This is a genomic window from Chitinimonas prasina, assembly GCF_030160395.1.
Lineage (GTDB): Bacteria > Pseudomonadota > Gammaproteobacteria > Burkholderiales > Chitinimonadaceae > Chitinimonas > Chitinimonas prasina.
The window spans coordinates 155,540-176,644 of record NZ_BSOG01000005.1; the positions used below are offsets into that span (position 1 = coordinate 155,540).

Below are 21,105 nucleotides of genomic sequence, written 5' to 3' on the forward strand. Positions count from 1 at the left end.
CAGCGCTTTGCTAAATCGCCGCTAATTAAGACTTAAGAATTCCCTAAGAGCCTAACTTGATCATCTGAATACAAGTGATTGGTCGGTGCAAAGGGGCTGGGCATGCGCCGGGGCCTGTACCCCACTCAAGCCATGCAGTCCCCACTCTGCCGTGCCTGTGGCGGTGGCGCCTGGCCTGGCAGCGCCATCGCATAGTGCAGTGACAGCAGCTGCCAGCCTTGCGGCCCTAGCTGCCATTGGCCGCTATTTACCCCCACGCCATCAGCTTGCACCTGGTCGCTGCGGCGTCGGCTTTCCACCACGCTATAGACTTCGGCATGGGCGCCATAGCGGCGTATCTCGCGGTGCACCTCGCACTCAAACAGTGCCTCTGGGGCAGGTGTTTTCAGCATGGCCAGAAACTCGCTGCCAGACCAGGCCTTGATATCCAGATTGGCCGCCCGCAGACTCTGCCCCCAGACTTGTGCCTGCGGGTGCAGCAATGAGCCCAGCAGCCCGATATCAGCTGCCTCGCCCGCCTTGTGGCTGATTGCCCGCCACAGGGCGCTGTGCTTTTGCTCCAGCTCCAACTGGCTATGTGCCTCGACTTGCGGGCCTAGCGCCTTGAGCAGCGCGGGCCAGCTAACCCGATAGAGCTGCGACAAGCCGGCATCCTGCTTACCAGGGCGGGTTGAGGCAAACATCAGCCACTGGCCATCGCTGCTGACGGAAGGGGTGAATTCAAAGCCTGGGCCATTAATCGGTTCAGGCAGGCGGATAGCAGGCCCAAAGCCCTCACCGACACGCTCAGCCATGAAAATATCGGCATCACCACGGTTAGTGCCAGCATGCCGATTACTCCACCACAGTGCATAGCGACCATCAGGCGTCAGCGTAAAATCGCTGTTGGATGACCCCTCGTTCACCGGCGCCGGGAGTGCAAGCGGGGCGCCATAGCCACCATCTTGCAGCCTATCACTACGGTATACCGATAGTTTTCCCGGGCCGCCTGGGCGGTAGGAGGCAAAATACAACTTATCGCCATAGCGCTCCGGCCCAAGCTCATAAGCCTTGCTTTGCAGCGACTCACTGAGGCGCTGTGGCACACTCCATTGCCCCTCGGAAAAGTTCGACTCATACAGGTCCAACTGTCCCAGGGCTTGCTCCCCCGCCGCCGGTCGGTCAGAAATGAAGGTCAGCGTCTTGCCATTGCCGCTCAGGTGCGGGTCTGAATCACGCCAGCGTGCGTCAGTAAACGGCAGCGGCTGGGGCGCTTGCCACTGCCCATCGACCCGCTGCTGCCAAAATAGCCTGGATTGCTTGAAGCCCGCCGCAGAGCGCGCAAAAACGCGCACATTGCGAAGCTCCTGCAAGTTATAGCTTTGCGTAGCCGGGTCGCTCGGCCCCAGTTGCATGAGCTCCACAGGTAGTGCAGCAGCCTGTGCCCATCCGCACAGGCTCAGCAACAAGGCCAGCGTCAAGTTTGATTGCATATCAGATGCCTCCTCATAGGCGGGTTTTGACAGGGCTAGACCGCGTAAGACACGCGAAGCAGGCGCAGTTTCCGGCAGTGGTAATCACAATCAGTAATACACCTGCAGCTCGGTTCTCCCCTCCACAATCCAGCTCATCAGTGCCACCTTCTGGTGCCCGTAGCCTTTCTGCACACGTGACAGGCACTGCATGGCCGTATGGAACTGCCCCAGCTCCCGATTGATCTCGGCCGCCAGCAGTTGCTGCAGTTCTCCGCCTATCACCAGCATGCTCAACAAGCGCTGGGCATTAATCAGGAACAGGGGCTCTATGCGCAACCATTCACGGCCGGGCTCGGCCCGCCGCAAGTCATTGTGGTGGCGCCATTGCTGCAGGCGCAGATCCATTTCATCGTCGGGAACACCCCCTGCCATGCTGGCCAGCGCCGCTTCGACCTGGTCCGCCGGCAGCTCTTCGGCCAGCGGCGCCGCCATAAAGCGCTCCAGCTGGGCCAGCTCCCGAGCCTTGCCAAATCGCGGTAGCAGCCGCCAGCCATCGTTCACCTTGAAGTCCAGTGCCTCTATGCTCGAAGGCAATACACCCACCTCGACAGCGTCGCGGCGCCGGAACAGCTCCCGGCAGACAGGACAGGCAACGATGTCCACGGGGGTGGACCAGAAGGCGTGCCGCACGCGCAGGTCAGACCAGACCTCCGCCGACTGCCTTACTGCCAGATCCAAAGCTTGGCAGCGCAACCAGGCACGGCAATGCGTACACGCAACAACCTTGGTGGAACCAGGCCGCATTTTTTCCCCTGAAACTGTTTTTATGGTGGCCTGCAATAAGGCACTGGCACTGGCACAGCCTTGCCATCTCACTCTACGACGCACACCGTGGTGTGCCCCCTACCGATTTGATGACAGCCGATAGCGCCATGAAAGAAGCCAATACTAGCCGAATCGCCCGCATCGGCCCTCACCCAAATGGATGAAGGCTCGCGAACTATTGCACGATAGTGCAAGTATCAAATACTCCCCGTATCGACCAGCGGTGCTGCGCTACCCGCCAAGTTCACGCGCAACTTCTATGCTTGCAAAGGGAATAGCCAGGAGGCCCCCATGCCCAAGCTCGCCGTCATCCTGTTGCTGCTGCCACTGCTTGCCCAGGCCGCGCAGCCAATACGGCTGGCAACCGGTGAATGGCCACCTTATGCCGGTGCCACCCTGCCTCATGGCGGTCTGGCCGAGCACATCATCACTAGCGCATTTGCGGCCTCCGGTCAGTCGGTCAGCGATCTGCGCCTGTCCTGGAAGCGCGGCCTGGAGATGGCACGGCAAGGCAAGGCCGACGGTGCCATCCTGTGGAGTTGCCGGGATGAAGGCTCCCAGCCCGATTACCTAGTCAGCCAGCCCGTCATCCGCAGCGAGGTCGTCCTGCTGCGGCGGGTGGGCCGGGTGCTGGATCTGAAACACCCCGACAAAGCGCTCGGCTTCAGGTTGGCCTACCCCGATATGTATGCCTACGAAGGCATTCCCGCCTATGCCCGGTTGCTAAAGGCCAGCGGTGTCCCACCCCTGGTATTGAGCAGCGACCAGGCCGGCATACAAGCCCTGCTCAACGACCGCATCGACGCCTACCCGGTAGACCGGCAGGTTGGCCTGTACCTGTTGCGTCAGGCAGCGCCCGCCGTCTGGCAGGACATGGTCACCCAGCTTGCCCAGCCCCTGAGCCAGCACAATCTATGTGTATTGCTGCATCGTCGCCACCCCGACGCCGCCAACTGGCTGGCCGCCTTGAACCAGGGCCTGGCAAGGCTCAGGTCCAGCGGCCAGATTGATCGTTGGCAGGCGGAACTGGCCGCCCCGCAGAACTAGCCGCCCCACGTAGTACTGCCCCGCCTGGTCATACCAGTACGGGGCAGTAGACACGGTCAGGCAACTGCCAGCGCGGCTGGCTACGGCGCCGGGCAGGCCTTGCGGCTATCAGCGATTCACTTCGAACGTCAGCGTGTAGCTATAGCTGCGGGCGGGCGGCACCTCGCTACGGTCGCGCTGCGGTGCCGGATAGTTGGTCAGCAGTACGTACACACCCGGTTTGTCAAAGTTCACCTTGGCACGCCCATTGGCGTCCGTCTTCAGCTCGGCATATTCTTTCTTCTCGTCATAGAAATTACCGGCGCGGGCAATCTCCACGGCAACATTAGGCAGCGGCTTGCCATCCTCCAGCAGCTCAAACTCGAATCCCTGATCCAGATACAGGTCATTGGGGTGATTAAGCGGGCGTAGTTCAAAACCCTGGCCACTGGGCTTGGTTGTGGCCTCGCTGGGCGCGCCCTTGCTGACATACACCTCGGCACGGCTGAGACTACGCACTTCGGTGATCTTGGCATCCTTGGGTACGGCAGCCTCTTCCACAAAGCGCGGCGGACGGGGCGGCTGGGCCGGCGTAGCAGGTGCCGCCGCAGGCGCGACAGCTGCGGGCGCAGCCGGGCGCGGTGTAGCCGCATTGTTGCCCATATTGGCCGGGCGTATCACTCGCCAATTACCCTCGATCAAGGCATAGCGGCTGACGCGGGCATGCTCATCCCCCAGGGTGATCTTGTAAGTCCCTTTCTCGGTTACCGGCGCCTCTATCACGCTGTAATCCTTGAGGTTAGTCACCGTATCCAGCTTCTGCCGGGTACCCGCCGGGCTGACCGAGTAAAAGCTCGCACCCCGTATCGGGCCGGTAGGCACAAAAAACACCTCGTTGCCTATGGCGCCCTGTATAGATACATAGTCGCGCTTCACTTCAAAGCTTGTCGGCAACAGATAGGGGCCGCCATGCGCCAACACCGTCGGAGCCGACAGCATCGCCAACACCCCAGCCCAAACTGCCGATTGCCTGATCTGCCCGCCTGCTCGCTTCATCACGATGGTGCCCTTTCCAGATACCCGGTTTGCATTAAAATATGCATGAATGATATTGAAACGAATTCTCATTTGCAAGACAATCACGCCCTGTCGCCATTCCAAATCAGCCCAAGCCAGCGGGCATCGTCCTACAGGGAGAAACCACTCATGCAGCGCACCCCATGGCCTTTACGCCTTTCCTTGGGCAGCAAGCTCCTGGCCGCCGCCGGCCTGCTCCTGCCCCAGGCCAGCCAGGCCGCCTCCCTGCCAGCCATGCCCGCAACCACCCCCGCCACGGCCAGCCAAACCCAGGTCGCCCCACATTGGCGCTTTCACCGCGATCACGTACTGGGCACCTCGCTGGATCTGATCACCGTAGGCGGCAACGAGGCCACAGGTCGTGAAGCCCTGGCCGTGGCACAGGCAGAGATAGACAGGCTGGATCGGGTGCTGAGCCGATACCGCGCCGATAGTGAACTGGCCGCGCTCAACCAGTGCGAACAGATGCAGGCATCCGAAGCCTTGTATGAGGTGGTGGCCGCCTGCGAGCAATGGCGTACCCGTACCCAGGGTGCCTTCAGCGCCCGCCTGGGTGTGGCGCTGGCACTATGGCAGGATGCCGGCTTCAGCGGCAAGCTCGATACCGACGCCATTGCCCGCGCCGTGGCGGCCGCCGAAGCTGCCGAGGTAAAGCTGGACCCCACCAGCCGTACCATCACACGCCCCGCTGACGTCGTGTTCGCACCCGATGCCCTGGCCAAGGGCTATATCATCGACCGCGCCATGCAAGCCGTGCGCAACCAGGTCGAAGGCCTGGATGGCCTGCTGATCGATATCGGCGGCGACATCCGCAGCTGGGGCCGCGCACCCCAGGCCAGCGGCTGGCAACTGGGTGTGGCACAGGCAAACCAGCCACAGGACAACGCCCCACTGGTCGCCACCCTGCAACTGGGCAGCAAGGCCGTCGCCACCAGTGGCCGTGGCCAGCGCGATATTGAGATCAATGGCATGGCCCATGCCCATATCGTCTCCCCACAAACCGGCGCCGCCGTCACCGAAGTCAGCAGCGTCACCGTGGTCGCCGACCGCGCCGCCGATGCCGACGCCCTGTCCACCGCCTTTGCCGTCATGCCTGCCGCGCAAAGCCTGGCCCTGGCAGACCGCCTGCCCGGCGTGGCCACCCTGTTGCAACTGGCCGATGGCAGCCAGCTGCAATCCGCCGCCTGGCAAGACATATCCGAAGCGCGCAGCAGCCTGGCTCCCCGCTTCATCTACACGGCCGACGCCGCCACTGCCCCGTGGCCTGCTGGTTTTACTGCCAGTATCGATTATGAAGTCCCCAAGATAGAAGCCGAGAACTACAAAGCCCCTTTCGTCGCCATCTGGATCACCGACCAGAATCGCGCCATCGTTCGCAACCTGACCCACCTGGGCAACCAGGAAAAGTGGATAGATTCCAACTATGTCTGGTGGCGCCGCTATGGCCGCAAGATAGAAAAGCTCGACACCGTCACCAAGCCCACGCGCAAGCCCGGCAAATACTCGCTGGCCTGGGATGGCACGGACGAAGCCGGCCGCAAGGTGGGCCAGGGTAAATACCTGGTACATATCGAGGCCGCGCGCGAACACGGCGGCCATACCTACCAGACCTTCGAAATCGAACTGGGCAGCAAGCCGCTGAGCCTGCCGCAAGCAGCCAAGGACGAACTCGGTGGCGTGGTACTACGCTACGGCAAGTCCGCCTGAGTTCATCAGAGACACAACCCTGCCTTGCACTGCCAGGTGGCCCCCAAACGCCAACCAAGCCAGACGTGCCTGGCTGGCGTCAATGCCAGCAGAGGCCGCCATCATCGCCCCCGGCGGCCGCCATACCCCTTTGCCCACTCCTGGCGCAAAGGACTTCGGTAAGGTAGCCGCCAGCCCCCTCTACAAGGCCATGTCCCAAGCCGGCCACTGCATCCCTTCCCGCCCATCATGACCGACACACCTTCCCGCCCCCGCCTGGACAAAAGCTGGCTCTACCGCCAGTCGCGCATGCTGCATGCCTATCTGTCCGCCTTCGCCTTTATCGCGCTGATGCTGTTCTCACTCTCCGGCCTGTTGCTGAACCACCCGGACTGGTTCAAGGGCAAAGCCGAGAGCCAGGAGCACACGCTTACCCTCACACCGGCCGAGCTGATTGAGGCCCAGCGCAGCGACGACCCAGTACGGGCCGCCGCCGCCATCGTGGCCGAACGCCTGCCGCTCAAAGGCGAATACAAAAGCGGCGAACTGATGGATAGCGAAGCCCAGGTGCGCTTCGAAGGCGTCAGCGGCAAATCCGACCTGTTTATCAACCTGCAGGATGGCCAGGTAGAAGCCACCATAGAAGCCGCCACACTGACCACCATGCTGCACGATCTTCACCGCGGCAAGAACAGCGGCGCCGCCTGGAGCTGGGTGATAGACCTGACCGCCATCCTGACGCTGCTGTTTTCGCTGTTGGGCTACGTGCTGTTCTTCAGCCTGCGCTTTCGCCTGGCCACCAGCCTTAAGCTGACGGCGGTGAGTCTGGTGATATTGGGCGGGATTATTGTGGTGTTTGTGCCTTGAGGCAGGCAGCCTATATGATGCTGCCGCTCAGTGACTGGCGCGAAAAATCACAAGGTAGCGGAGCAAAGATGGGACATTATTGGTTTTATGGCATGGTCTGGTTCGGTCTGAGCGCGTGTCTGCCCTTGCAGGCTAGTGGGCAGTCAGTACCACCACGGCACGAAGGGGTATCGACAGCGACGCCAGTGGTTTTGATTTATGCCGGCCCGCCGGTGTGCCGGGATTGCGAAATGCCGATCCTGCAAATACTGCAGCAGCCCCAAACCCCGGCACTGAAAGCCTTGGCCCCCAAGGCACGCGTGCTGAGAAGCTGGGCGGATATTCCCAAGGCTCTGAAAACCTTGCCGCCGCGCTCGGTGCTGTTGATTCCCGGCACAGATGATGATCTGCGCGCTTGGGCGAGCGGGCCGCAACAGATGAGCCGGCCAACCATCGTAGCTATCCAACGCTGGTTGCGTGCAGGTGGCCGTTATGTCGGCATCTGTGGCGGCGCCATCGTTGCGCAGGCTGAATACGAGGACGGCCTATCCTCCTTTAAGGCGCTAAATATCGCCCCAATCACGGCTGACAATTTCGCTGATGAAGACGCCGTCGAACGGATCGAAAAGGTACGCTGGTTGCCAACAGGGCAAATCATCGGCGCCTACTTCCAGGCAGGATCGGTTTTGCAATTGTTGCCAAGTCAGGAAAGAGTAGAAGTTCTTGGCCACTACCTGCCCTCCACTGGCAAAGTCGCCCATCACGGCGGCATTGCGGCGGCACAGTTTAGTTATGGCCAGGGCAAGGTGTTTATCACTGGCGTACACCTGGAAGCGAAGCACGATTTCTGGGATAAGCCGCCTGCCGATTTTGTGCCACACACAGAGCTGCTAGAAGCGGTTTTGGTGGATTTAATCTCTCAGGGCGGCGCCATTGAGAGAGGTGGTTTGAACGACCCTGACTAAGGGATGGAGGCGCCAACTAGTGTGATAAATGGCAGCCCAGACGGGTAGAGCTAGAAGATCAGCCGCCCAAGAGGCGCCCAAAAGCAACAGCGGCAGGATAGGCTTGAGCACCGCATAGGCATAAGCGCGGTGAATGAGGTGCTCCGCGGGTGTCGTCTGCATTGCCTGTGTGGCTAGGCTTGCCAAAGTGTAGAGGAGAGCCGTCGCTGGCGACCAGGCGCAAGCCACGCCATCCCGGTATCAGCGGATCGGAGCGCCGAATGAGTTTGTCGTTGAATTGTAGGAGTGCGTCGGCGGACAGTATAGCGCGCACTTTTTTTACCAAGGGCTTGCTCGGAGACGTGGCGTAACAGTGCAGCTTGCGTGAGCCGGTGAAGGGGGGGGGATATTCGGCTTGCCGAGCGCCATCGCGGAAGGCGTCGGAATACAGGTGCGCGACCAGGTCGAGAAAACAGCGCCTGCAGCGAGGCGGGAATCTACAATTACATTATTAATGTCAATTATTTAGACTAAATATCTCACCATGAATCTGGCTTAAGTTGGGTGAGTTGCTTCGAGCACCCTCTGGGGGCCTTTCGCCCCGAGCTTTAAGGCAGCTGGAATTTACCTGCGCATCTCCCCTACGCTAGCGATGCGATACGGCGCAATAGGCCCCGTATCCCCGGCCACCCACGCAGTTTTTACAAACTGTAACCTTTTGCCCAAGGTAGCCCGCCACGGCTTGAGCGATACTGGCGATGAATTCTCATTCCCATTCGAGCCATGTATACCGCACAGTCCCAGCACGCCAGCTTCGCGCTGCAACTCGCCACCCTGACCCTGGCCTGCCTAGGCGCCTGGGCAGAGGAAATCCCTCGCCCTTCTGCCGCCGCCAATGCCCAGCCCACCCCGGTGGCCGAGGAGATCAAGGTCACCGGCAAGGCCGCCAATGAGGGCGATATTCGTCGTAATCAGCCTGCCAGCAAGATCATCGTCGGCCGTGATGAACTGGATAAATACGGCGACAGCACCGTGGCCGAAGTATTGAAACGCCTGCCTGGCGTCAGTGTCGGCGGCGGGCCGGGCCGTGGTGGTGGCATACGCATGCGCGGCATGAGTGAGGGCTATACTCAGATATTGATCAATGGCGAAGCGGCTGCCCGTGGCTTTTCGTTTGACTCACTGTCGCCCGATGCCATAGAACGCATCGAGGTCATGCGCGCGCCGACGGCCGAGCACAGTGCCCGCGCCATTGCTGGCACCATCAATATCGTCCTGCGCGAGGACTACAAGGCCAAGCAACCCAGCCAGCTGCGCATGGCGTTGAGCGAAGAGGACGGCCGCCTGCAGGGCAGGCTGGACGTGCAGTGGGGCGCCCAGGTGGATGCGCTTAACTACAATATCGGCGGTGGCTACAACCGCAACAGCCGCAGCAACGACAGCAGCGGTAGCCGACAGGGCACGGATGGCCGGACAGGACTAAGCTACGACGAGGTCACCGCCAGCCAAAGCAGCGGTAGCGGCTACCACCTGAACTTCTCGCCCAGGCTGACCTGGCGTATCGAGCCGGGCAACACCGTCAGCCTGCAAACCTTTCTGATGCGCAATCAAAGCAGCAGCGACAGCCTCTCTACAATTACCCGGCTGAGCGGCCCGGCGGCCGATTACGCCCGCGCCGAATCCCACGGCGAATCGGAATCAACCATGTTGCGTGGCTTTGGCAACTGGAAGCGCAATCTCAGTGAAGGGGCCAAGCTCGATGTGCGCTTCGGCTTCAATAGCAGCCGCTCAGATAGCGAAAACCAGCGGCAGGAGTTCCTGGGCGATGGCAGCCGCAAGGAAATCCGGCTGGACGACAGCGAGATAGAGGAGACAGGCTTCAGCACCGGCGGCAAATGGTCACGCCCGCTGGGCGAGGACCATAGCATGGCCATGGGTTGGGATCTGGAACAAAGCCGCCGCGAGGAACACCGGGTAAAGCTGGTCAACGGCCTGCCCGAGGTGGCTGACGCGGGCGACCTGGTGGTGGCCCGCGTACGCAAGCTGGCGGTCTTTGCCCAGGATGAATGGAACCTGGGGCCGCAATGGTCGGCCTATGCCGGCATACGCTGGGAAGGCATACGCACCGAGAGTGAAGACGCCCTGGGCACCACCAGCAGCAACAGCAGCGTCTGGAGCCCCATGTTGCATGCCGTCTACCGCATACCCGGCAGCAGCAAGAATCAGTTGCGCGCCAGCCTGACCCGTAGCTACAAGGCGCCCAATACCCGCGATCTGATTACCCGCCCGGTACTGTCGGACGAAGAAAACAGCCGCAGCGACCCCGACCGCGCCGGCAACCCCAACCTGAAGCCGGAACTGGCCTGGGGCCTGGACCTCGCCTATGAACACTACTTCAGCCAGGGCGGGCTGGTCAGTGCCAGCCTGTTCAGCCGTCAGATAGAAGGATTGATACGGCGCGAGACCCAGTTCGAAACGGCGGGCAGTGGCCGCTGGGTATCCCGCCCCCGCAATGTGGGCGAAGCCACCAGCTACGGCATAGAACTGGAGGCCAAGCTGCGGCTGGCCGAGATCATGGGTGATGCCCCCCCCATCGACCTGCGCGCCAACTACAGCCGCTATTGGTCGCGGGTAGACAACATACCCGGCCCTAACAACCGCCTGGATGAGCAGGTGCCGCAGCTGTTCAACCTGGGGCTGGACTACCGCTTCAAGGCCGTGCCTCTCACGGTGGGCGCCAGCCTCAACCTGGTGCCGGCCTATACCAACCGCACCGACGTCGATGAATGGCGGGACATCGATGCCAAGCGCCAGGTGGATATCTACGCCCAGTGGCGCTTCAGCCCAGCCGTCCAGCTGCGGCTGGCCGGCAACAACCTGCTGCACCAGGATTACGAGACCCGCAGCCGCCAGACGGGCACAGGTGCAGTACAGAGCCGCAGCACCACGCCCACCTATACCCAATGGACCATGATGCTGGAACTCAAGTTCTAGCCCGGCAAGCAGCATGGCCCAAGCCCCGGAAGGCAGCTTGGGCCGGCCTCACACTGCCGTCAGGTAACGCACGCTATGCGCTTCGCTGGGTAATACCACCTCCCAGCGGTGCAGCATGCGCAGCAAGCCGGTATTGCTGAGGCTGCTGTCCCGCCGCCGGTTGCGCTCAAGCAGCGTACGCTCGGCTTGCTCCAGGTAGATCACCTCTACCGTGGCGCCATAGGCAAACAGCAGGTCCAATGTCTTGGCTCGCATCTGCCGCGACAGATGGGTGGCATTCCAGACGAAATCGCTGCGCGCACGCAGCAGGGCCTTGGCCTTGTCCACCGCATGATGCACGGCACGCCCATCGTTCTCGCCATATTTCAGGCCCAGCTCTTCCCGCGCATCGTCAAACCCCACCAGCGGCAAATCCTTGCAGTGCTGTGCCAGCCAAGTACTCTTGCCGGTCGCGGGCAAACCACACATCACGGTGACCCGCGATCCTGGCTCGCGGTGATACGCATAGTCCGGATGGACATCGTCGCCATTGAAGTAGCGCATGCGGGTATGGCTGTCGGCAAAGGCCCGTGCCTGGGTATAGCAGCCCTCTTCCCGCGCCAACTCGCGGAACAGCTCAATATACAGCAGCACCTCATCCGCATCGGCGCAGTAGCGGCCGCGCATGTCGGCCTCCGCCAGGGCGGCCAGCTCGGCAATGCAGAGCTCGTGCGACAACTTGCGCACAATGAACTCGGCAGTCTGGCCGGAGCGGCTACCGCGCAAGGCGTAGAACGGTAACTGGTGTACGGCAATCAGTCGGCAAATGGCCTCGCGCAGTGCAAACGGCACGCCGCTGCGCCAGAGCAGGATGCGTGCATCCACAGCACCACGGCCCGAGTGCCCCGGCTGGCCTATATGGCCATTGACAGCATCCACCGTGGTGGTCGCCGGCTTGGCCATATCGTGCAGCAAGGCCGCGTAGAACAACACGAAGCGTCGCTCGGCATCGGCCTGGGCATAGTCCTCGCCGGCACACAATGCCTGCACCACCATGCGGGTATGCGTCCACACATCGCCCTCGCCATGGTAACGAGGGTCTTGCGGGGTGCGGGCCAATGGCAGCAAACAGGGCAAGGCCGCCAATACGGCCTGCCAGTCCGGCTCGGCCCCAGCCTGTGCCACCAGTTGCTGCAGCTCGGCATAAGCCGGCCCACGCAGACTTACAGGCTGCTTGAGTGCGATCAGGTTGTCCGCCTGTATCAAGGTCAGCAAGTCCATACGGCCTCCAGTTGCCCTGCCCAGCCATGGCTTAGTTGGGGCGCGAACAGATCCACACCAGGCGCCAGCCGATTGGCAATATAGGGTTGCTCGGCATGATGGCGGCCCGAGTCCAGTATTGTCTGCACAAAATCGCGGCGTACCCATTTGTAGCGCGCCACGGTGCGCCCATCTTCCTCGACCTTGATGTAAAGCCCTTCTGCCAGATCGGAACGATCGGTCTGCCGCCAGGCCAGTGGCAGATCCAGCCCACCCAGGCGAACGTCGGCCTCGAAGGCCATACGCCAGTCCGCCGTGCGCGCCAGCGAGGGCTGCAGCAAATCCAGCAAGGTATCCAGCCTCCTTGGTGCCTCACCCGCGTACAGCACCGGCACCGGCAGCACAGGCATGCCCGCCAGCAGGGCATGGCGCTCCGCCGTAGCCAGGAAGCACTGCCGGGACCAGTCCCAGATATCAAACTCGCAAAAGTAGTGCGGCAGGCAGTCGTAGAACACTGAATGCTTTTTATGCAGCCACTCGCCGAACATCAGGTAGCGGTCTTCCAGGCCTGCCAGCAAACTTTGCTCGTGGGCTGTCGCCCAGCGCTTATAGAGATTGAATTGGCGTTCACGGCCGCCGCCGCTCAGGTAATGGCCACGGCTTTGCAGCAACAGCTCGCCACCGGCCGAGAAACTCAGGCCGGCATTGCCGCCATCGAGTTTTTCTTCCACCACGATATAGCGGCCCGCCAGCGCACTGTAGGGCACCTGGTCATGGCCTTCATCCCCGGCCTGCAGGCGCGAGCCTTGCAGATGGGGTGTACGGGGGTATTTCAGTAGATCGAGGTTGCGTACCTCGAACAGGGATTGAGTCGTCATGATCGTCTCCGTAACAAGTATCGGAGCCGACGACTGGCGCACAGGGCAATCCACTCAGGCCGGAGCCTGGCAGCGAGTGCGCGGGTTTAGCAGAGGGGAAAGAAGCTTTCCGCAGGCACAGCAGGGCGATTACGCGTAGGCGCCATCGTCACACTGCTATGCAGGGTGTCGTCGGCATCAGGCAATGATGTTGGACGTGCGGGGCACTTCGTTCTCCTTGATGGAAGGGGGGTTGCGCGGTGAATGCGGTCTGTCACCGCATCAGTGCCGCGCATGGTAGCGGCATTGGCCAGCACTGCCAAGCCCTTTGGCACTGCGGCAAACCCAAAGCGTTAGGTTCTAGGGCTTACCTTCCCCCTATAGCCCTACTCCGTTAGCCATTGCCGCAGCAAGCCATAGACGCGCTCATCGTGCAGCAGGCCCATATGCCCCACCGCCCCCAGGCGTACCCGGGCAATGTCGCCATGCAGACCGGTTTCGGTGGCGCTGCCCAAGGTGACCAAGCCATCACCCAGCAGGTGGCCAAGCAGATGGTTGGGATTGGTGTGCAGATTCCCGGCGATAAAGCGATAGGCTATGCCCTCCAGCAAGGGAGGGGTCTTGCCCTGCCAGGCAGGGCTACGCAAGCCTTGCCCCAGATTTTTGATGCCTATGCTGCGCGTTTGCGCGATGCGCCCCAAGGGTGCGGTAATGGGTATGGCATTGAGTGCCAAGGTAGCCAGCCTACCCAACTGCTCCAGCCGGGCACCCTGGTGTGGTGATCCCAGGCAGATAACCTTGCTGACCTTGGGCAACCAGGCCAGTTGCTGTTCGTGTGCATGCTGGCATGCCGCGCGCGCCAGCAAGCCCCCCATGCTGTGCCCCAGCAGCACGATCTCGTCCAGCCCGCCGGGCCAGCCAAGGCTCAGCATGGTCAGCAGCGCGGCCAAGCGCTGGCTGTTGTCATCTATGGCCAAACCGCTGTTGTAACGTACATACAAGGGCGCATAACCGAGGTCGGCCTCAAGCCGGCTGCCATAGCCTGCCGCCATGGCAGGGCCAGGCGACCAGCACGATTCATCACAGCTGAGTCCATGTATCAGCAGACACACCCGCCTCGGTGGCTTCGGCCACAAGGCGGTCAGTGCATCGGGTGCCACCGATATCGGCCTGCCATCGGCAAACAGCCCCATCTGGTAGCCCAGGCGGCTATCGCTGTCGGCCAGATGGTCACCGAACACCCCATTGACGGCACTGCGCACCCCCACGGCCAGGCGCCCGGCAGGCCCGTCGGGTGCAGGTAGCAGCCTGTCTGAGGCCAGAATGGCGCGGCTCCCCAGGCTGGCGACTGCGCCATAGACCTTGCCCGCAATGCCGTCATGCACCACCTGTACCAAGCGGGATGGCAGGGCCAGAAAAGGTATTCTGGCCAGCACCGAGAACGGTACTCGGGCAATGGCATGGTGCATTTCCGCCACTCTGGCCGTGGTCTCGGTCAAAGCCTCGGCCAGCAAGGGGGCATAGCCGCCGCTGTCTGGCTGCGGTGGAGCTTCGGCGTGGGTATTGGTCATGATCACCTTCCAGAGAGAAATCCGCGCACCCTCAAGGTATCGGTACGCAGCAGCTGCTTGCGGCCAATATGCACAACAAATGCCAGTCAGTTCTTGGTCGCCGCTATAGCCACCACGCTACGCGCTTTTCCGTCCAATGCAACATGCATTTTGCGGCGATACCCATACCGCCACCACTCGCCATAGCAATAAAAAAGCTGCCCTCATTGAAGGCAGCTTTTGTTGTCGCAGCTAACGCTTACTTGGCGCCCAGCAATTGCTTCTTCAGGTCGCCGCTGACAGGGTCACTACCCAGCCAGATCTTGAGCAGCGCACTGGCGAAATCATCGCCAGCAATGACATCCTTCACTTGGCCCTTGACGGTGATCTGGGTGCCCTTGCCCGGAATGAAGTCGAGGGCGATCACGTCACCGGTATTGACCTTCTTCACAGCCTGGAAAATCGCGTTCATTTCCTGGATACGCGGCTTGAACTTGGCAAACTCGGCGCTGCTGGTATTGTCTTCCAGGCCGTCGATAAAGGACGCGTGCAGGTCTTCTGCATCCACATTACGCAGCATGGTGATTTGCATGCGGCGCGGGGTGGCCGCGTTGATCACGGCATTGGCGTCGCCGGACTTCTGCGCCAGGTAGAGCGCGCCGACGTAGACCTTGGCCACGCCATACTTGACCCGTACCCCGCCGCCATTGAGCGCCAAGTCGCTGTTGGCCACCTTGACGCCATCATCCACCTTCACGCCACCGATTTCGGCAGCGCCTACGGCCATGCTGGCCGCCATCAACATTACTGCAACCGCTTTTTTCATATTTTCTCGCTCCGTTTCGGTTTGTGCGGACTATGCCGCCAGAAGGGTGTACCGGGTAGCCATGGCAAGCACATGCTGCAATACCTGCAGACCACCCGATGGCCCTGAAAAGCGTGCCCCGTATCATAGCCGATACTGCGCGGCTGTAAAAAAGGCCGGATGGGATTATCCCGTCCGGCCCTGATTCTGGCTCAAGCTGGCTTTACAGCGCCTGAATGATGCCTGCGGCGCCCATGCCGGTGCCGATACACATGGTTACCATGCCGTACTTGCCTTGCTGGCCATGGCGACGCATGCCGTGCACCAGAGTAGCGGTACGGATTGCACCGGTTGCGCCCAGCGGGTGGCCCAGTGCAATGGCGCCGCCCAGCGGGTTGACCTTGCTGGTATCAAGACCCAGGTCGCGAATCACGGCCAGTGCCTGTGCGGCAAAGGCTTCGTTCAGCTCCATCCAGGCAATGTCGTCCTGCTTGAGGCCGGCTACCTTCAGTGCGGCGGGAATCGCTTCCTTGGGGCCGATACCCATGATCTCGGGTGGCACACCCTTGACGGCAAAGCCCACATAGCGAGCCAGCGGTACCAGGTTGAACTGCTTGAGTATCTTCTCGGACACGATCACCACGGCGGCCGCGCCATCGGACATCTGCGAGCTGTTGCCGGCAGTGACCGAACCCTTGGCGGCAAACACTGTCTTGAGCTTGGCCAGGCCTTCCATACTGGTGCCGGCACGCGGGCCCTCGTCGGTGTCGAGTATCTTCTTGATGATCTCGACTTCGCCAGTGCTCAGGTTGGGATTGCGGTAGATGGCTTCGATCGGGCTGATTTCCTGCTTGAACTCGCCACCTTCGATAGCCGCAATGGCGCGGCGGTTGGATTCCACCGCGAAGGCATCCTGATCGTCACGGCTCACCTGCCACTGCTCGGCCACCTTTTCGGCGGTCAGGCCCATGCCGTAGGCAATGCCCAGATTCTCATCCCGTGCAAAGATCTCGGGGTTGAGCGACACCTTGTTGCCCATCATGGGCACCAGCGACATCGATTCGGCACCACCAGCGATCACCACGTCGGCCTCACCCATGCGGATGCGGTCTGCGGCGATCTGCACGGCATTGATGCCGGACGAGCAGTAACGGTTGATGGTCAGGCCGCCGGTAGTGTGTGGCAGGCCAGCCAAGAGGGCCGAGATACGGGCCATGTTGAGGCCTTGCTCAGCCTCGGGGAAGGCACAGCCGGCGATCACGTCTTCCACCAGGGCCGGGTCCAGCGTCGGCACTTGGGCCATGGCTTCGCGGATGGTGTGTGCCAACATGTCGTCGGGGCGGATAAAGCGCATCATGCCGCGCGGGGCTTTGCCCACCGGCGTGCGCGTGGCAGCGACGATATAGGCTTCTTGAACTTGCTTGGTCATGTCAGTTCTCCAAATCTGGTACGACTCTCTGGAGAGAGAGGGCTTGCGGCTGGCGCAGGCCACCCTCCCCCGTTTCGAGGGGAAGGGTCGAATTAGTTACGCAGCGGCTTGTTGTACTGGAGCATGTAGGCAATACGCTCCTGGGTCTTCTCGTTCTTCAGCAGGGACAGGAAGCCCTTGCGTTCCAGATCGAGTATCCACTGCTCGTCCACCAGCGTACCGGCTTCGACATCACCACCGGTGATGATGTCGGCGATCAGCGCGCCGATATGGTAGTCGTGCTTGGAGATAAAGCCGCCTTCCATCATGTTGATCAGCTGGCCCTTGATCGAAGCCGCGCCCGAGCGGCCTGCAACCGGGAAGCCCTTGACCTTCAGGGGCGCACGGTAGCCGGATTCGGCCATGGACAATGCCTGTTGCTTGGCAACGTGCAGCAGCTCGTACTGGTTGAACACGATCACATCCGAGTCACGGAAGAAGCCCAGATGCTTGGCCTCCTCGGCGCTCTTGGCCACATTGGCGGTGGCGATGGTCATGTAGCGATCCTTCAGTGCGGCAAACACGTCACCACGGGCCTCTTGTGCGGCGCGCAGGGCGAATTCCTTGGTGCCGCCGGCACCGGGCAGCAGGCCCACGCCCACTTCGACCAGACCAACATAGCTTTCCAGGTGTGCCACCACGCGGTCAGAGTGCAACGCCACTTCGCAGCCGCCGCCAAACACATAGCCACGGGTTGCCGACACCACCGGAATCTGGCTGTAGCGCAGACGCATGGTCATGGCCTGGAAGTCACTCAGCATCTTCTCGATGCTGGCCCAGTCACCCGCCATGAAGGCAGGCAGCATGGACGACAGATCGGCGCCGACCGAGAACGGCTCTTCCGGATGCCACACCACCACGCCCTTGAACTGGGCTTCGGCAATGTCGATGGACTTATTGATGCCTTCCAGCACGGCCGGACCAATGGCATGGGCCTTGCTCAGGAAGGAGATCACCAGCACGCCGTCGCCCGAGGTCCAGGCACGCACGCCCTCGTTCTCGAACACGGTTTCGCCGTACACCGGTGCGGCTTCGCCGACCAGTTGCGCGGGGAACAGCTGACGCTGGTAGACATCCAGCTTGGAGCGCGGCACCAGCGCGTTCTTGCTGGCGCTAAACGAACCCTCAGGCTGATGCACGCCATCGCGCTCAAACACCCAGGCAGGCAGGGGCGAGCTATTGATGGTCTTGCCGGCTTCGATATCGGCCTTCACCCACTCGGCAACCTGTTTCCAGCCAGCAGCCTGCCAGGTCTCGAACGGGCCTTCGTTCCAGCCAAAGCCCCAGCGTATGGCCAGGTCAACGTCGCGGGCATTGTCAGCCACGGTGTCGAGATGGAAGGCAATGTAGTGGAACACATCGCGGAAGCAGGCCCACAGGAACTGGGCTTCCGGATGCGCGGATTCACGCAGCTTGAGCAGACGCTTGCCCGGATCCTTGATCTTCATCAGTTCCTTGACCGCGTCGTCGCCCTTCTTGTTGGCCTCGACATAGGCACCGGCCGCAGGATCCAGCACCAGCTTGGTCTTGCCTTCACGCTTGTAGATACCGACCTTGGTCTTGGCACCCAGCGCGCCGGCTTCGATCAGCTTGGCCAGCCATTGCGGCGACTGGAACAGGCTGTGCCAGGGGTCGTTGGGCAGGGTGTCCTGCATGGTTTTGACCACATGGGCGAAGGTATCCAGGCCCACCACGTCGGCAGTACGGAAGGTCGCCGACTTCGGGCGACCCAGGCGCGGGCCGGTCAGGTCGTCAACGATGTCGAAGCGGATGCCGAACTTCTCCGCATTGTGGATAGCCGCCAGCATGGAATACACGCCGATGCGGTTGGCCACGAAATTGGGGGTATCCTTGGCGCGGATCACGCCCTTGCCCAGTGTGGTAGCCAGGAAGGCTTCCAGCTGATCCAGCATCTCGGCATCGCTGGTCACGCAGGGGATGATCTCCACCAAGTGCATGTAGCGGGGCGGGTTGAAGAAGTGGATGCCGCAGAAGCGCGCACGCATGCTTTCAGGGCAGCCCTCGGCCAGCTTGTTGATGCTGAGGCCGGAGGTATTGGTTGCAAAAATGGTCTGCGCACCCAGGTGCGGAGCAACCTTTTCGTACAGACCCAGCTTCCAGTCCATGCGCTCGGCGATGGCTTCGATGACCAGATCGCAATCCTTGAGCAGATGCAGGTGCTCATCATAGTTGGCCGGGGTGATGAAATCGGCGCGGCCCTTGGAGGACAACGGCGCCGGGTTCTGCTTCTTCAAGGCTTCGATGGCCTTGAGCGCGATACCGTTCTTGGGGCCTTCCTTGGCCGGGAGGTCGAACAAGATGGCCTCCACATTGGCATTGGCGAGGTGGGCAGCGATCTGCGCGCCCATCACGCCGGCGCCGAGTACGGCCACCTTGCGGACGATGAATTTGGATTGGGACATGGTATTCCTCGATTTTGGGGAGTCGATCGGGGGCTCGCAAAATTCAACCGCGATGTTCTTGGGGGCAAAAACACCCGCCTCAGAGCCTATCCAGTTTGCTTAGTGTAGACATTAATGCAAACGTTCGTTTCTGCCAAGCGCTTGCTCGATAATTCGACAAACTTGGGCGATTGAATTTTCCCAGCCATCCGTTACAACAGGTTACACCCGGCCGGTCGGCAAGCCAGTTGGCGGGCAAAAAACACCCGCACGGGCCAACTGGCCCGTGCGGGTGTGATCATAATGCTTAGAACGCCAGGTTGTACTGAATACCCAGGATGTGCGAGTACACATCGTAGCGGCCCTTGACGGTTGCGCAGCTCGAGGTGTTCTTGGTGCTGTCGCAAACGCCGGGGGCCAGGCCACCGTTATCGTAGTTGTTGATGGTCGGCTCGCCGACGTGGACATAGGAGTAGGCCAGGTCGAACGAGCTGTGCTTACTCACCGCCCAGTTGGCACCGACCGAGAACCACTTGCGATCCATGTCAGGAATGGAAGGCGTACGGTTGTTGTCGTTGACCGGCGATTCATCGTAGGCAAGGCCAGCACGCAGCAACCAGCTGTCATTGAGCTTGTAGCTACCACCGAACGAGACCTTGGTGGTGTCTTTCCAATCTTCCGGCGTATTGGACGGTGCCAGACCCGTGGTGAAGTTCACTGTCAGGTCCTGGAAGCGCGAGTGACGGGTACGAGTAATGTCGCCCATCAGCGCCAGGCGGTCGCTGATCTTCGTGTAGCCGGAAATGGAGATCGACTCCGGCGTATCCACCGCCAGGTTGGCTGCGCCGTTGACATAGCCACGGGCAATCAGGCCGTTGTATACGGTACTGCCCACAGCCGGCAAGGCCTTGAGGTTGGCTTCCGGCAGCGTCCACTCAGCCGTACCGGTGAGCTTGTGCGAAATCTTGGAACGATAGGCCATGCCAATACGGGTGTCTTCATCGATATTGAACATCACACCCATGTTCCAGCCAAAGCCCCAGTCATCGCCCTTGATCTTGACGCGACCGTCGTACTCAGGGTTACCGGGCAGCGGACCCTTGCCAACACCAACATTGCCCAATAGTTGCAGCATGGAGGCAGGCACTTGGCCAGCCTGCACGGCGGGCAACAATGCAGCGATAGCGCCGGTACCAAAGTCAGCCGCCTTGATCAGCTTGCCTTCAATATGCTGGGCGGTAATACCTGCACCGAAAGAGACCTTCTCGTTGACCTTGAGCGAGAACGACGGGTTCAAGGCTATGGTCTTGAGCTCGGTCTTGATGATGTTGTAGCGGCCTACCCAGTTGTCATCGTATTGGGTCTTGGAACCGAATGGCACGAACAGGCCAAAGCCCAGGGTGGCGCGATCGCTGATCTGATGCGACATATAGGCGTGTGGCACGCCGGTGGGCTCGACAAAGTCGCCACCGTTGTTGTTCTTTTGCCCATTGGCGGTGCTGCGGCCACCCTGCACAACACCCGGTATCGGGTTGGTATGCGAGCCTTCGTCAGTGAACTTGCCGTTCGGCACTACCACGTTCAACACGCCCGTCATGGTCGTGCCCTTGAGGTTGCTCAGGCCGGCGGGGTTGTAGAACAGGGTGGAGGCATCTTCTGCCGCCGCACCGGAGGCATTGGCCGTGCCCTGGGCGCTGACCGACTGGGTACCGAAGTGATACCCCGAGGCGTAGGCCTGGTGGGCGAAAGCAGCGCCAACCAGCAGCGCGGTAACACGAAGTGCGTGCATCGTCATTTGTTGTCTCCGTTGTGGTAGGTAAAACAGCTCTTCGGCCGATTCAGCCAATTCATTCAAGCGCTCGGCCGAGAATGTGGCGAGCATAGCACAGCACCTGTGCGTAATTTGCTGAAAAGCCGCGCCAGACTGGGCTG

The 21,105-nt window shown here is 61.2% G+C and carries 15 protein-coding genes; 5 read left to right on the forward strand and 10 right to left on the reverse strand.

Annotation, left to right across the window (positions count from 1 at the left end; translation table 11 throughout):
• Window positions 1–125: 125 nt before the first annotated feature.
• Window positions 126–1,472: a TolB family protein gene (locus tag QQK16_RS17635; protein ID WP_284197795.1), complete on the reverse strand. Its 1,347-nt coding sequence runs from the start codon at window positions 1,470–1,472 to the stop codon at window positions 126–128.
• Between the two features lie 90 nt (window positions 1,473–1,562).
• Window positions 1,563–2,258: a hypothetical protein gene (locus QQK16_RS17640; RefSeq protein WP_284197796.1), complete on the reverse strand. Its 696-nt coding sequence runs from the start codon at window positions 2,256–2,258 to the stop codon at window positions 1,563–1,565.
• A gap of 312 nt (window positions 2,259–2,570) precedes the next feature.
• Here QQK16_RS17640 and QQK16_RS17645 point away from each other — a divergent pair, with 312 nt between their 5' ends.
• On the forward strand, window positions 2,571–3,326 hold the full coding sequence (locus QQK16_RS17645; RefSeq protein ID WP_284197797.1) for a substrate-binding periplasmic protein: 756 nt from the start codon (window positions 2,571–2,573) through the stop codon (window positions 3,324–3,326).
• Window positions 3,327–3,434: 108 nt separating this feature from the next.
• On the opposite strand, the gene QQK16_RS17650 is transcribed toward QQK16_RS17645, so the two are convergent.
• Complete coding sequence (locus QQK16_RS17650; RefSeq protein ID WP_284197917.1) at window positions 3,435–4,361, reverse strand: DUF4198 domain-containing protein; 927 nt, start codon at window positions 4,359–4,361, stop codon at window positions 3,435–3,437.
• Window positions 4,362–4,511: 150 nt separating this feature from the next.
• On the opposite strand from QQK16_RS17650, the gene QQK16_RS17655 reads away from it, so the two are divergent.
• From QQK16_RS17655 to QQK16_RS17670, 4 genes are all read left to right on the forward strand, one after another.
• Window positions 4,512–6,089 carry a DUF2271 domain-containing protein gene (locus tag QQK16_RS17655; RefSeq protein ID WP_284197798.1) on the forward strand — a complete coding sequence of 526 codons (1,578 nt, stop codon included), beginning with the start codon at window positions 4,512–4,514 and terminating at the stop codon, window positions 6,087–6,089.
• 228 nt (window positions 6,090–6,317) lie between these two features.
• Window positions 6,318–6,935, forward strand: coding sequence for a PepSY-associated TM helix domain-containing protein (locus tag QQK16_RS17660; RefSeq protein WP_284197799.1), 618 nt, complete (start codon window positions 6,318–6,320; stop codon window positions 6,933–6,935).
• Window positions 6,936–6,949: 14 nt separating this feature from the next.
• Window positions 6,950–7,879, forward strand: a complete 930-nt coding sequence (locus QQK16_RS17665; protein WP_284197800.1) for a hypothetical protein — start codon at window positions 6,950–6,952, stop codon at window positions 7,877–7,879.
• 762 nt (window positions 7,880–8,641) lie between these two features.
• Entirely contained in the window at window positions 8,642–10,852 is a 2,211-nt protein-coding gene (locus QQK16_RS17670) for a TonB-dependent receptor plug domain-containing protein (protein ID WP_284197801.1), read from the forward strand.
• A 48-nt stretch (window positions 10,853–10,900) separates the two neighbouring features.
• Here the strand turns inward: QQK16_RS17670 and QQK16_RS17675 are convergent, their stop codons facing one another.
• The 7 genes from QQK16_RS17675 to QQK16_RS17705 all read right to left on the reverse strand — a co-directional run bounded on the left by QQK16_RS17675 (window position 10,901) and on the right by QQK16_RS17705 (window position 20,968).
• Window positions 10,901–12,112 carry an AAA family ATPase gene (locus tag QQK16_RS17675; protein WP_284197802.1) on the reverse strand — a complete coding sequence of 404 codons (1,212 nt, stop codon included), beginning with the start codon at window positions 12,110–12,112 and terminating at the stop codon, window positions 10,901–10,903.
• Window positions 12,100–12,969, reverse strand: coding sequence for an RNA ligase family protein (locus QQK16_RS17680; protein WP_284197803.1), 870 nt, complete (start codon window positions 12,967–12,969; stop codon window positions 12,100–12,102). The genes QQK16_RS17675 and QQK16_RS17680 overlap by 13 nt, the downstream gene beginning before the upstream one ends.
• A 365-nt stretch (window positions 12,970–13,334) precedes the next feature.
• Window positions 13,335–14,519 (reverse strand): esterase/lipase family protein, encoded by a 1,185-nt coding sequence (locus tag QQK16_RS17685; RefSeq protein WP_284197804.1) that lies wholly within the window; start codon window positions 14,517–14,519, stop codon window positions 13,335–13,337.
• Window positions 14,520–14,757: 238 nt separating this feature from the next.
• Window positions 14,758–15,324 (reverse strand): chalcone isomerase family protein, encoded by a 567-nt coding sequence (locus tag QQK16_RS17690; RefSeq protein WP_284197805.1) that lies wholly within the window; start codon window positions 15,322–15,324, stop codon window positions 14,758–14,760.
• A gap of 202 nt (window positions 15,325–15,526) precedes the next feature.
• Entirely contained in the window at window positions 15,527–16,732 is a 1,206-nt protein-coding gene (locus QQK16_RS17695; RefSeq protein WP_284197806.1) for an acetyl-CoA C-acyltransferase, read from the reverse strand.
• A 92-nt stretch (window positions 16,733–16,824) separates the two neighbouring features.
• Window positions 16,825–19,194: a 3-hydroxyacyl-CoA dehydrogenase/enoyl-CoA hydratase family protein gene (locus QQK16_RS17700; RefSeq protein ID WP_284197807.1), complete on the reverse strand. Its 2,370-nt coding sequence runs from the start codon at window positions 19,192–19,194 to the stop codon at window positions 16,825–16,827.
• 286 nt (window positions 19,195–19,480) lie between these two features.
• Window positions 19,481–20,968, reverse strand: a complete 1,488-nt coding sequence (locus QQK16_RS17705) for an OmpP1/FadL family transporter (RefSeq protein WP_284197808.1) — start codon at window positions 20,966–20,968, stop codon at window positions 19,481–19,483.
• Between the last annotated feature and the right edge of the window lie 137 nt (window positions 20,969–21,105).